The organism is Shewanella sp. cp20 (assembly GCF_000832025.1).
In the GTDB taxonomy this organism is placed as follows: Bacteria; Pseudomonadota; Gammaproteobacteria; order Enterobacterales; family Shewanellaceae; genus Shewanella.
Genome location: NZ_JPII01000042.1, coordinates 1 through 12384 on the forward strand (window position 1 = coordinate 1; position 12384 = coordinate 12384).

Sequence of the window (12384 nt, forward strand, 5' to 3'; positions counted from 1 at the left end):
CAACCAACACCAGCGACGTTAGCACCATGAACTCATGGGCTTAGACGAGTGAAAAATAGATGTCGGTGATCAGCTCATGTTCCGCCACTTCGGGGAAGAAGTTGTGGTACTCGAAGTAGAGGGGAAAATCCCTCAGCTCCTCGCCGCTCTCGGGTAACCAGTCGCGGTAGAACTGATAGATCTTATCGTCCATCTGATCGTGCGGCCCCTGGTGGCGGATTACGGCGCAGCGACCGCCGGGGATCGTCTTGGTGATCACCCCAAAGTCATTGGCCTTGACCTCAGAGGCTACCGAGCCACAGATGTCGAAACGAAACGCCTCGGGCTCGACCGTGTTGGGGTCGTTAAAGGGCACCCCTAGTGTCAGACTGCTGGCCACAGGGGATTCGTCGCTCTGCTTACGCCAGCTGATAAATTGTTGAATCGAGTCGTTCAGTGAGGCCGGGCTGCCCAGGTGCTCCAGCACCGCGACCTTGATATCGTCTCTTTGCGTGAGTTTAATTTGCACAGTTTCTCTCCTTGTATAGTTCACCTTGGCATATTCCTGACTCCATTGCTCCCATTGCGGGGTCAACCTGAACTGGGATGGGGTCTGGGCAAATATCTGCTTGAAGGCACGCGAGAAGGATTCGCCGTTCTCAAACCCGGCATCGAGGGCGATGTCGGTGATCTTGAGCTCGGGGTGAAACACCAATCGGTACGAGGCCCGCTTCAGCCTGAGCAGGCTGATGTATCTGCCTAAGGTTATGCCGGTATACACCTGAAACTGGCGATGAAAATGATACTTGGAGAAGTGCGCCTTCTGGCTGAGTTGTTCCAGCGTCAAGGGCTGGTCCAGATGTTTGGCGATGTAGTCGCATACCGTCTGTATGCGTTGACTGTAGGCCTGGTGCGCTGCTCGGTTCATATACATCCCTTTTCAAGTGAGAGGCCATTGTGCGACGAGATGGTCGGCTTTACCTGACTCATATTGCTCAATTGAGGATGGCTGAGCGGACCGTCTTAGAAGCCTCTGCGCTTCCAGAAGTTGGCCACCTGGCTCTCCTCGTCATTAAGGTGCACATGAAAGGTTTTCTCGGCAACCACCTTGTCGCCCAGGGAGAGGGTCATGCGCCACTTGCCCACCTTATCATGCTCGGGGGCCCAGATGGTGTCACCCAGATAGAACTTCCAGTCGTTAGACTCGACGAACAGCTCACCCTCGAAGGGCGGACGAATATTGCCCTGCTGATCGGGAATGTGGGGATGATAGATGCAGTAGCTTAGCCTGCGATTCTTGGCCTTGCGGATGCGGGCGATAAAACCAAATTCTATGTCTATCTCTGCAGGCACATGGACTGTGGCCTTGAGAAATTTGGGCAGATCTGGGCTCTCTTCATCCCAACGGCTGAAGAGTCCCGCCTGCAGTATGGTGACGTCGGCTTTGAGCTTAGACAAAGTAGGCTGGCCTTATGGCCTAGGTGTGATACTTCACGGCCATGTCGATCAGCGGCTCGCGGCTGGCCTTGGCGGCGCGCAGCCTGGCCAGATAGTTCTCCCATAACTCCACCTGATTGGTAGCTAAGTCATAGAGCACCTTCCAGGAGTAGAGACCTGTGTCATGGCCGTCATCGAACACCAGCTTGACCGCATAGTTGCCCACGGGGGTGATGGCGTTGATATTGACGTTCTTCTTGTGAGTCACCAGCACTGGGTTGCCGTGACCATGCACCTCGGCCGAGGGGGAGTAAACCCTTAAGAGTTCACAGCTGAGGGTATATTGCTGGCCGTTATCGAAACTGACTTCCAGCTGACGCGACTTACGTTTGAGTTTGAGTCCTGTGACCTTGGGGGTATCGCTTTGAGGAGTCATAGCTTTGCCTTTTGGGAACGCTTGGAGATTAAAAAAAGAGGGCCCGCAGGGGAACTGACGGGCCCTTTAAGTTTACAGGATGAAGCGGCTGAGGTCTTCGTCCTGTACCAAGTTGTCCAGGTGAGCGTTGACATAGTCGGCATCGATCACTGTGGTGCTGCCCGATTTGTCCGAGGCCTCAAAGGAGAGGTCTTCCATCAGACGCTCCATCACGGTATGCAGACGGCGGGCACCAATGTTTTCGGTGCGCTCGTTCACCTGCCAAGCAGCCTGGGCGATGCGCTCGATACCCGACTCGCTGAACTCTACCTTAACGCCTTCGGTGGCCATCAGCGCCATATACTGCTCTGTGAGCGATGCATGGGGCTCGGTGAGGATGCGTTTAAAGTCGTTGGCCGACAGGGCTTCCAGCTCGACACGGATCGGCAGACGCCCCTGCAGCTCAGGAATCAGATCCGATGGCTTGGACATCTGGAAGGCACCCGAGGCGATAAACAGTATATGGTCTGTCTTGACCATGCCGTGTTTGGTGTTCACCGTGCAGCCTTCTACCAGTGGCAGCAGGTCGCGCTGAACCCCTTCACGGGAGACGTCTGGGCCCGAGGTGTCGCCGCGTTTACAGATCTTATCAATTTCGTCTAAGAAGACGATGCCGTGCTGCTCGACCAGTTCGATAGCCTGTTCCTTAAGATCGTCAGGGTTTACCAGCTTGGCGGCTTCCTCTTCGATCAACAGCTTGTAGGCTTCCTTGATGGTCATCTTGCGACGTTTGCTGGCGCCGGGGCCCATGTTTTGGAACATGCTCTGCAGTTGGTTGGTCATCTCCTCCATGCCGGGTGGCGACATGATCTCTATGCCTACCTGAGGCGCGGCGATATCGATTTCGATCTCTTTATCATCCAGCTGGCCTTCGCGCAGTTTCTTACGAAATACCTGGCGAGTGCCTGAATCATCTTTTTGCTCGCTGTCCCAGTCTTCCTTCGGCTTAGGCAGCAGGGCGTCGAGAATGCGCTCTTCGGCCGCTTCCTCGGCTCTGAACTTACACTTGGCCATCTGCTCTTCACGGGTCAGCTTAACGGCGGCGTCGGTGAGGTCACGGATGATCTGCTCGACCTCCTTACCCACGTAACCGACTTCGGTAAACTTAGTGGCCTCGACCTTGATGAAGGGCGCCTTGGCCAGCTTGGCCAGACGGCGGGCGATCTCGGTTTTACCTACACCCGTTGGGCCTATCATCAGAATGTTTTTTGGGGTGACTTCTTGGCGCAGCGCGGCGTCAAGCTGCATACGGCGCCAGCGGTTGCGCAGGGCGATAGCGACCGAACGCTTGGCATTTTGCTGGCCTATGATGTGGCTGTCCAGCTCGTGAACAATCTCGCGTGGAGTCATCTCAGACATAAGTATCCCTTAATGCTTGGGTGCATATATTTGTTAACAATGAGCGGACTCAGTGTTAGTAATTCAGTTCTTCTATCGTCTTGAACTGGTTGGTGAATACACAGATGTCACCGGCAATGGTCAAAGACTTTTCGGCGATCTCTTTGGCACTGAGATCGGTATTTTCCAGTAGCGCGGTTGCGGCTGCCTGGGCAAAGTTGCCGCCCGATCCTATGGCGATCAAGTCGTTTTCTGGCTGTACCACATCGCCGTTACCTGTGATGATCAGGCTGCACTCGGTATCGGCCACCGCCAACAGGGCCTCGAGCTTGCGCAATACCTTGTCGGAGCGCCAGTCTTTAGCCATCTCGACCGCGGCGCGCATCAGATGTCCTTGATGCATCTCTAACTTGGCCTCGAAGCGTTCGAACAGGGTAAAGGCATCTGCGGTACCGCCGGCAAAGCCCGCGAGGACCTTATTGTGATATAGGCGGCGAACCTTTTTAGCGTTTCCTTTCATCACTGTATTTCCCAGTGATACCTGGCCGTCTCCGGCAATAACAACCTGATTGTTGCGACGTACTGAAACGATTGTGGTCACGGTATTTCCTCTTCTCAAGCCGACGAGTAGGAAACTCATCGGTGGACAATAGCTTAGATATGGGGATGGCATTTCGTTTTTCAAGGGAGATCAGCCATAGGTTTACCCATGCAATCCGCGAAAAGCCGAGTTTTGTGCCTCTTAGGTGGAAAAGCCTTTTATTTTTATCGCCTTATTCATTTGAGTATGACACCGAGGCTAATACTAAAGAGGGGGTATTCCAGGGCAAAACTAGCCGCTTGGTGGCGGGCTTTCATACCTTAGCCGGATGAAGGGGAAGGGGCTTGTCCGCATACTTTTGCCTGCCAGCAAAGGCTGGCGCTTGTTTCTAAGCCGCTTGTTTCAAACATGGGGATGAAAGGAAAACGGTTCGCGGTGTAGGGGTCGATTGGCCAGAGGTTGCACGGTGACGCTTGTCGGGATCTTCTCTGGATGCGCCAACATCTCAGTGATGGGCGATGAAGATTCGACATCTGGTAATCGCAGTTTCATGTTACTGCTGAGACTTGCATAGGATTGCACCACCTGACTTGGTGTGCTTGGGGGCCGCTTTAGCTGAGCGCCCGACAGATAAATTTAGTAAAGGATATTACTCATGACAAAGCTACTTCCACTGGCCGCCGCCATTGCGATGACAATTGGTACCGCCCACGCTGCAGACAGCACGGCGACTACTTCACAGAATGGTTCAGGCAACCTAGCCACCACAGTGCAGACAGGGACTAACCATACCGCGACCATTAACACAGCCTTAGGTTTCGACAGCTCGGCCAACATAGACCAAGCCGGTGATGCACAAACGGCCACCATCAACCAGGTTGGCGGCGTGGCTAACTCGAGCGCCATGGTGACTCAGTCTGTATCGTCAAACAATGCCACCATCAACCAGGAGCATATGGATAACACCCATGCGACTGTGACCCAGGCCGGTGAGAGTAACAACGCCGATGTGAACCAGCTGCATGTTAACGACTCTCAGGCGATCGTTCAGCAGCAGGGTAACACCAACAACGCCAACATCAGACAGTATGGTTTCGGCATCCACAATCCTGCCGGTTCGACCATACTGCAGACAGGTAACAACAATAGCGCGACTTCAGATCAAGATACCTCTACCGATGCCCTGTCGACCGTGGTGCAGACCGGTGCAGATAACATCGCCAACGTAAACCAGATGAACGGTGCCGAGCGCTCGGTTGTTGCCATCAATCAGATCACTAATAGCTCTCTGGCCACCGCGACTCAGGACGGCTCTGCCGATTCGAGCATCACCATTAACCAGATTAACGGTTCTATCGGCACAGCCGATGTCACTCAAAGCAACGGCAGCGGCAACCTGGCGACCGTGACTCAGGATGACAACAGCCTAAATGCGGTTGCAAGCGTGTCGCAAACCGGCAGCTCTAACCAGGTCAGCACGCTACAGCAGCACGCAATCAACACCAGCCTGAGCGTGATGCAAGAGGGTGCGTCTAACATCGCCTCTGTTAATCAAGAGCATGTGAATGACAGCGTCGCGAACGTGACCGTAACCGGTGACTCTAACACCAGCACTGTTCGCCAGTATGGTTTTGGTTTCCATGAACCGGCATCGGCTACCGTGACCACAGTAGGTAACCTCAACAATGCCAACATCAACCAAGATACCTCTTACATGGCGCAGGCGACCGTGGACCAGGCCGGTAATGGTAACATCGCCTTGGTGAGCCAGCTTAATGAGTCAGACAACGCTAACGTCTTTGTCGCTCAGATCGATGGTAGCGAGTCGGGTAACGTTGTCGTGGCGCAGAACCAAGCTGCAGACTCTACCGCGACTGTGATGCAGTCTGCCGTTAACGGTTCGGCGGTATTTGTGGCCCAGGGCCCAGGTAGCCAACTGAATGCCGACGTGAATCAGACTGGCAGTATTGGCGGTATGGTAAACGTGAACCAAGATGGCGTTGACCAAGCCGCCGTGGTGAGCCAGAGCGGTACGGATAACATGGCCGATGTTTACCAGACGGCTTCGCTTAACCGCGCGAACGTGACGCAGATGGGCGACTTTGGTGCGGCCGATATCGATCAGACCGGTGCCGATAACGAAGCTTGGGTAAACCAGAGTGGTGGTGAGTACAATGACGCCGTGTTGCTGCAACAAGGCGATGAAAACTACGCCATGATTGAGCAATCAGGCCTGGGCCAGGATGGCGCACATAACCTGGCGACCATCAACCAGCTAGGCATGAACGATAGCGCTTCTATCATGCAGGCCGGTGGTTTCGGTAACACGGCAACCATCACCCAGAACTAAGCGATTAACGCAGACAACAAAAAGCCAGCATCACGCTGGCTTTTTTATTGCCTCAAACATAAAAAAACGGGCCAGGGCCCGTCTTTAGTCTGCTGAGGTTAACTGCCTTCCCAGAACCAGATCTGACAGCCGTTGAGGCCGCCGCGTTGCAGGATATGGCGATGCTTCTCGGCGAGGCGTTTACGCTCGTAGGGGCCTAAGACCACCTTGTACCAGATACCGCTACTGCCGCTGACTTTACGCACCTGAGCCTCTAGGCCCTGAAAGGCGATAACCGCCTTCATCTCATTAGCCTGAGCCTCTTTCCTGAAGGAGCCACACTGCATCTGATAGGGGCGGGTCGGCGCAGTATTTTCGGGAATATCCACCTCGACCTGCTTGTTTTCAAGCTCCTCTTGGTAGGTCCACTCTTCCTTCGGCTTTGGCGGCAGCGCATTAGGGTCCTTCTTGACCACCTTAGGCTTAACCGTTTGCACCTCGGGCTGAGTCTCTACCTTGTCGGCGCTGTCGTTGATGCTCCAGAGGAAGTAGCCGAAACCGCCCACCAATCCTAAGGTCACCAGTGAGAGCACGAAGGGGAAGCGTCTCGGCGCCGGGGCAGACTTACGTCGGCCACCGGTGCTCTTCTTGCGTCCTTTCGAGGCAGGTCTTCTGTTGGCGTAATCGCGATTGCTCATCCTAGCGCCCTATACTACATGCGTTCTAAGGTTTCGATACCCAGTAGATCCAGACCCTGCTTCAAGGTCTTAGCGGTCAGCTGTGCCAGCAGTAGACGGCTCTTCTTCTCATCTTCGCTATCGGCCGCCAGTACAGGACAGGCCTCGTAGAAGCTTGAGAAGGCGCCAGCCAGTTCAAACAGGTAACCACACAGGGCGTGAGGCTGCCCCTTGGCCACCATGCGACCTAGCACCTCGGCAAACTGGGCCAGCTTGTTGCCTAGCTCTTTCTCCTTGTCGTGTTCCAGCTTGATGCTGGCACCGGTCAGGTCGACGTCGGCTGCACGCTTGAAGATACCGGCCACACGAGTGTAGGCGTAGAGCAGGTAAGGCGCCGTGTTGCCCTCGAAACTCAGCATCTGCTCGAAGCTGAAGATGTAATCGCTGGCGCGGTTCTTCGACAGGTCGGCATATTTCACCGAGGCGATACCGACCACCTTGGCGATCTTGGCCAGTTCCTCTTCATCCATATCTGGATTCTTGCTGCGTACCAGTTCCAGTGCACGGGTCTCGGCCTCGCTCAGCAGGTCAACCAGCTTCACCACGCCGCCAGAGCGGGTCTTGAATGGGCGACCATCTTCGCCGTTCATGGTGCCAAAGCCCATGTGTTCCAGGCTCATCTCTGGACGGACGAAATTAGCGGTGCGAGCCAGGCTGAACACCTGTTGGAAGTGCAGGGCCTGACGAAGGTCGACGAAGTAGAGCGCGCGGTCGGCCTTGAGCACGTTTGAGCGGTAGCGCATCGCCGCCAGATCGCTGGTGGCATACAGGAAGCCGCCGTCGGCCTTCTGGATGATCACCGGCAGAGGCTCACCCTCTTTGGTTTGGAACTCATCCTGGAATACCACCTTGGCACCGTTACTTTCAGACAGCAGGCCCTGGCCATCCAGATCCTTGACCACCTGCTCCAGATCGTCGTTGTAGGCGCTCTCGCCACGCACATCGGCGCGGGTCAGGCTGACGCCCAGACGCTCATAAACCTCGTGGCAATGGCTCAGCGAGATATCGTTAAACTCACGCCACAGCTTGTTGCAGTATTCGTCGCCCGATTGCAACTCGACCACTAGCTGACGGGCGCGGGTGGCAAACTTTTCCGACTCGTCGAAACGCACCTTGGCGGCGCGATAGAAGCTTTCGAGATCCGCCAGTTCAACCTGGGCTTGCTCGCCTTGCTGAGCGCGAAGCTCTTCCATGTAGGCCAGCAGCATGCCGAACTGAGTACCCCAGTCGCCGACATGGTTCTGACGGATCACCTTGTGACCCTGGAATTCCAGGGCGCGTACCACGGCGTCGCCGATGATGGTCGAGCGCAGGTGGCCTACGTGCATCTCTTTGGCCAGGTTAGGCGACGAGTAGTCGACCACCACAGTCTGTGGCGCTGGCAAGCTGACACCCAGATGATCGTCGTTCAGGGCAGTCATCAGTTGGTTGGTCAGGGCGTTCTCATCGATAAAGAAGTTGATGAAACCTGGGCCGGCGATCTCCACCTTAGCCACCTGGCTATCTTGCGGCAGGCTATCGATTATCAGCTGCGCGACCTCACGAGGATTCTTACGCGCCACCTTGGTCAGCATCATGGCCAGGTTGGTGGCAAAATCACCGTGGGTTTTGTCTTTGGTTCGGTCTACCTGAATGCGAGCCTCAAAATCCGCAGGGATGATCGCCTGCTGTTTTAGGGTTTGAATGGCTTGTTCGAGCAAAGATTGAATATGTGATTTCATTGGCGTTTAATCGACAGTTACTAAATATAAAAAGATTCAGGGATAACCGCGTATTTTAGCCGTTTGTGGTGGCCAATTGCTATCCTCTTGCCGGATTTTTATGAGCTATTTTTGCATTTTTTGATCACAAGAGATCCTGCGGGTCGCGATCTAGGCTCCAGCGACATCGCTTGGCCAGGGGCAGGGCTTCGATCTGCGGCAGCGCCTGTTCGAAAGCCTGCTGCAACAGGCCGCGGGTCTTGGTCTGGAACATCAGTTGACGGCGGAACTTGCCTGCCTTTCTGTCCATGGGGGCGGGCATGGGGCCGATGATCTCGCACTGCTCGTTTTGTGGCAGCAACTGGGCGACCTGGGCCAAAAAGGCGTCGGCATCCTCGGCCCTGTGGGCCTCGGCGCGCAGCAACAGCATGTGCCAGGCGGGCGGCAGCAGGGCCTGTTTGCGCTCTTCCAGCTGACCACGGGCGAACTCGCCGTACCCCTTGTGCATCAACTCTCGCAATATGGGGTTATCGCATTGGTGGGTCTGTAGCAGCACGGTTCCTGGCTTGCGTGCCCGCCCGGCGCGGCCCGATACCTGGGTATAGAGCTGGCCGAAGCGCTCGGGGGCGCGAAAGTCGGCGCTGAACAGGGCGCCATCGACATCTAACAGGCCCACCAGGGTAACATCGGGGAAGTGGTGTCCCTTTGCGAGCATCTGGGTGCCTACCAGGATCTTATATTCGCCCTTATGGATGGCATTGAGGTGGTTTTCCAGCGCGCCCTTGCGGCTGGTGGTGTCGCGATCGATTCGCACCACGGGGTAACGGGGAAACTCCTTGGCGAGGGCATCGGCCAACTGCTCGGTCCCCACCCCTTGGCCCATTAACATGGTGCTGCCACACTGGTGGCACTGCTTGGGGATGGCGTATTGATTGCCACAGTGATGGCAGCGGATCTCCCCCAGAGACTGATGCACGGTAAAGAAGGCGTCACAGCGGTCGCATTCGTGTAGGTGGCCACATTCATGGCACAGCAGCGCCGGGGCGAAACCGCGACGATTGAGAAACAGCAGCACCTGGTTGCCCGCATCCAGATGGATTCGCATCTCGTTGAGCAAGCCATGGGAGAGGCCATTCTTCAGCGGCTGATTACGGATGTCGATGATTCCCTGGCGCACCTTCTCGGCGGCGCCGGCGCGGCTGCCGAGGCTAAGGTGTTGGTAGCGTCCCGACAGGGCATTCTGTAGCGTCTCCAGAGAGGGGGTGGCGCTGCCCAGCAGCACGGGGATCTTTTCCAGATGGCCGCGCATCACCGCCAGGTCTCGGGCGTGATAGCCAATCCCTTCCTGCTGCTTGAAGCTGGCGTCGTGCTCCTCATCCAGGATGATGATGCCCGGATAGCGCATGGGGGTGAACAGTGCCGAGCGGGTGCCGATTATGATGGCGGCCTCGCCGCTTCTGGCCTGGCGCCAGGCGCCGAGGCGTTGATTGTCGGTGAGCCCAGAGTGGATCACTACCACCTGCACCTTGAAGCGGCGTTTGAAGCGGCTGATGGTCTGAGGTGTCAGACCGATCTCGGGCACCAGAATCAGCGCCTGTTTGCCCTGTTTCAGCACTGTTTCCAGCAGGGCCAGATAGACCTCTGTCTTGCCCGAGCCTGTGATCCCCTCGAGCAGGGTGCAGTGGTAGCCCTGCTGCTGATTGAGGGTGGCAACCGCGATGGCCTGCTCAGGGTTGAGCTGATGGGGCGTCTCAATGAGCTCAAGTCCATCGCGCCAGCTGAGATCAGAGGCGACTTGTCTCTCAAATGATTCGATCCAGCCCCGCTCCACCAGTGCCTTCAGTGCCGTCTTGCTTAGCTCCAGGGCATTGAGTTCATCCTGGCTGAGTTCAGTCTCTAACAGGGCGAGTAGCAACTTGCGCTGGGCCGGAGCGCGCTTGAGCAGATCGATATCCGCTTCCTGTCCGGCCGGGGTGACGCGCCAGATCTGCAGCTGCTGCGCCTCTATCTCGGCCCCCTTACGCAGGGCGACCGGCAGGGCCTGAGAGAGCATCTGACCCAGGCTGCAAAAATAGTAGCGGGCGGCCCATTGGGTCAGCTTGTAGAGCGAGGGAGGCAATACGGCTTCTTGGTCGAGAAAGGCGATGACCGACTTGATCTGATTCGGCGCCAGGTCGCAGCTCTGGCTGAGGCCGGTTACCAGGCCGATCAACTGCTGCCTGCCAAAGGGGACTCTGACCCTGACGCCTACCTGAGCCTTGTCGAGATCGGCCTCTTTGACGCGATAGCTAAAGGCCTGGCGCATGGGGACGGGGAGGGCGACTTCGACAAACAGGGACATAGGTTCGGCTGGGACTCGGCTGGCTTCAATAATAGTAGAGCAAGTGTAACCAGACAGCCTGACGAGGGCTACCAGAATCTGTCACGAGTCGGTGGAAAGCTTAGGCTGTTCAGATCTAAGACTTGTGACAAAATTGTTGAAACATCAAGGAGCTTGTAGCTTAATAGCTAATAGACTAATGGGGTGTTAGGCGAGGCGAGTGTTGCCGTGTTGAGCCCTATTAAGGTCGGCGTCAAAGATTCGAGTCTGTTCACCCAAACAGGGATAAGAAGGTTGCGATGAAGAGAGTGCAATATCTGGTCATGCTTTGCTTAGTACTGGTGAGTCAAGCCGGACTAATGAGTCAGTCCGCTTGGGCCAAGCTTACCCACGTCAGTATCAATCAAAGGCTGTCAGAATTGGGGCAGCGCCCGACGCTCAGAGTCAATATCGTCGCCCAATCGGTTAACCTGGATAAGGTGCAGTTTATTGTCGAGCAGCGATCGGGCAGCGAGCGATTGATGGTCAAGCCGATGAACACCTATATGTTGCTGCTCAGTGGCGTAGAAGATGTGCAGGACAGTGAGGCGGAGCTGGTGGTCAAAGAGTATCAGATCAACAACTGGCAAGAAGTGAAACGCATGCCATTGTTCGATGCCGGCATGCGAAGCGCCAGAGTCGATAAACCAAATAAGGCCGAGAAACCAAGTAAGCCAGATAAATCAGTCAAGGCGGCTAAGTCGAATAAGCCGGTGAAAGCCCCCGCGCAGCCTTCGCGAATTGCCGATATCCGTCAACCTATGGCTGCCTTAGGGACTGTCGATGCCGGCGATAGAGTGCTACCTGGCTGTCAGCTGGATTATGCCCCGCCGCAGACTCTGTGGCGACTCGGCAGTGCCTATGCCAAGCAGTGGGAGCTGAGTTCCTACGGTGCCATGCTGGCCATCTTCGAGGCCAATCCCAGGGCCTTTAACGGCGGTAAGATCAATGGCCTGCGGGCAGATGTGACCCTCAAGTGTCCGTCTGCTGCCCTTAAGCAGAAATATCATAGTGCAGAGGCGGCAAGAGTCACCTTCGAGGCCCTGTCGGCCGAGTAAGCGTGGCACCCGGCTCGATTCGGGCCGGATGCCGTTATTCCCATCCGCAATATTTTTAGATGATGCAGCAGAATAGTTACAGGCTATGCTTGTATCTATTGGTGGTATCCTGTACTATCTCGCGCCTAAATATTTTATTAACTGCATGTGGTGTCCGACTTCGGGTTGGAAGTGCGACATGGCCTTAAACTTGAGGTAATCCCAATGAAACCAGGCATTCATCCTGAATATGCTGAAATCACTGCAACTTGTACTTGTGGTAACGTTATCAAAGTAAACTCAACTGCAGGTAAGCCACTGCACTTGGACGTATGTGGTGCATGTCACCCATTCTACACTGGTACTCAGAAAGTTATGGATACCGGTGGACGTATCGACAAGTTCAACAAGCGTTTCGGTATGCTTGGCAAGAAGTAATACTTCTGCAAAGA

General features: G+C 55.5%; 13 protein-coding genes. 4 read left to right on the forward strand and 9 right to left on the reverse strand.

Going from position 1 to position 12384, the window contains the following annotated elements:
- Positions 1–40 precede the first annotated feature (40 nt).
- From DB48_RS13660 to hslV, 5 genes are all read right to left on the reverse strand, one after another.
- Entirely contained in the window at positions 41–907 is an 867-nt protein-coding gene (locus DB48_RS13660) for an AraC family transcriptional regulator (RefSeq protein ID WP_041510792.1), read from the reverse strand.
- A gap of 95 nt (positions 908–1002) precedes the next feature.
- A complete protein-coding gene (locus DB48_RS13665; protein ID WP_041510793.1) occupies positions 1003–1437 on the reverse strand; it encodes a DUF3859 domain-containing protein in 435 nt (144 codons plus the stop codon).
- 19 nt (positions 1438–1456) lie between these two features.
- The gene (locus DB48_RS13670) at positions 1457–1852 is read right to left on the reverse strand and encodes a gamma-butyrobetaine hydroxylase-like domain-containing protein (RefSeq protein ID WP_041510794.1); all 396 of its coding nucleotides are present in this window, start codon (positions 1850–1852) and stop codon (positions 1457–1459) included.
- Between the two features lie 72 nt (positions 1853–1924).
- Entirely contained in the window at positions 1925–3250 is a 1326-nt protein-coding gene (hslU, locus tag DB48_RS13675; protein ID WP_041510795.1) for an HslU--HslV peptidase ATPase subunit, read from the reverse strand.
- Positions 3251–3305: 55 nt separating this feature from the next.
- The gene (hslV, locus tag DB48_RS13680; protein ID WP_033539082.1) at positions 3306–3830 is read right to left on the reverse strand and encodes an ATP-dependent protease subunit HslV; all 525 of its coding nucleotides are present in this window, start codon (positions 3828–3830) and stop codon (positions 3306–3308) included.
- 41 nt (positions 3831–3871) lie between these two features.
- On the opposite strand from hslV, the gene DB48_RS13685 reads away from it, so the two are divergent.
- Positions 3872–4102 (forward strand): hypothetical protein, encoded by a 231-nt coding sequence (locus tag DB48_RS13685; protein ID WP_152619163.1) that lies wholly within the window; start codon positions 3872–3874, stop codon positions 4100–4102.
- 70 nt (positions 4103–4172) lie between these two features.
- Here DB48_RS13685 and DB48_RS20235 read toward each other — a convergent pair whose 3' ends face one another.
- Positions 4173–4322 carry a hypothetical protein gene (locus DB48_RS20235; RefSeq protein ID WP_160290151.1) on the reverse strand — a complete coding sequence of 50 codons (150 nt, stop codon included), beginning with the start codon at positions 4320–4322 and terminating at the stop codon, positions 4173–4175.
- A 103-nt stretch (positions 4323–4425) separates the two neighbouring features.
- Here DB48_RS20235 and DB48_RS13690 point away from each other — a divergent pair, with 103 nt between their 5' ends.
- The gene (locus DB48_RS13690; RefSeq protein ID WP_041510797.1) at positions 4426–6120 is read left to right on the forward strand and encodes a beta strand repeat-containing protein; all 1695 of its coding nucleotides are present in this window, start codon (positions 4426–4428) and stop codon (positions 6118–6120) included.
- A gap of 98 nt (positions 6121–6218) precedes the next feature.
- Here DB48_RS13690 and DB48_RS13695 read toward each other — a convergent pair whose 3' ends face one another.
- The 3 genes from DB48_RS13695 to priA form a co-directional block, all read right to left on the reverse strand.
- Positions 6219–6797, reverse strand: coding sequence for an SPOR domain-containing protein (locus tag DB48_RS13695; RefSeq protein WP_041510798.1), 579 nt, complete (start codon positions 6795–6797; stop codon positions 6219–6221).
- A 14-nt stretch (positions 6798–6811) separates the two neighbouring features.
- The gene (gene argS, locus DB48_RS13700) at positions 6812–8557 is read right to left on the reverse strand and encodes an arginine--tRNA ligase (protein WP_041510799.1); all 1746 of its coding nucleotides are present in this window, start codon (positions 8555–8557) and stop codon (positions 6812–6814) included.
- A 124-nt stretch (positions 8558–8681) separates the two neighbouring features.
- Positions 8682–10877 (reverse strand): primosomal protein N', encoded by a 2196-nt coding sequence (gene priA, locus DB48_RS13705; protein WP_041510800.1) that lies wholly within the window; start codon positions 10875–10877, stop codon positions 8682–8684.
- A gap of 278 nt (positions 10878–11155) precedes the next feature.
- On the opposite strand from priA, the gene DB48_RS13710 reads away from it, so the two are divergent.
- Together DB48_RS13710 and rpmE are read left to right on the forward strand one after the other, a co-directional pair.
- The gene (locus DB48_RS13710; protein WP_041510801.1) at positions 11156–11953 is read left to right on the forward strand and encodes a FimV/HubP family polar landmark protein; all 798 of its coding nucleotides are present in this window, start codon (positions 11156–11158) and stop codon (positions 11951–11953) included.
- Between the two features lie 204 nt (positions 11954–12157).
- Positions 12158–12370 (forward strand): 50S ribosomal protein L31, encoded by a 213-nt coding sequence (rpmE, locus tag DB48_RS19945; protein ID WP_011864187.1) that lies wholly within the window; start codon positions 12158–12160, stop codon positions 12368–12370.
- Positions 12371–12384: the final 14 nt, after the last annotated feature.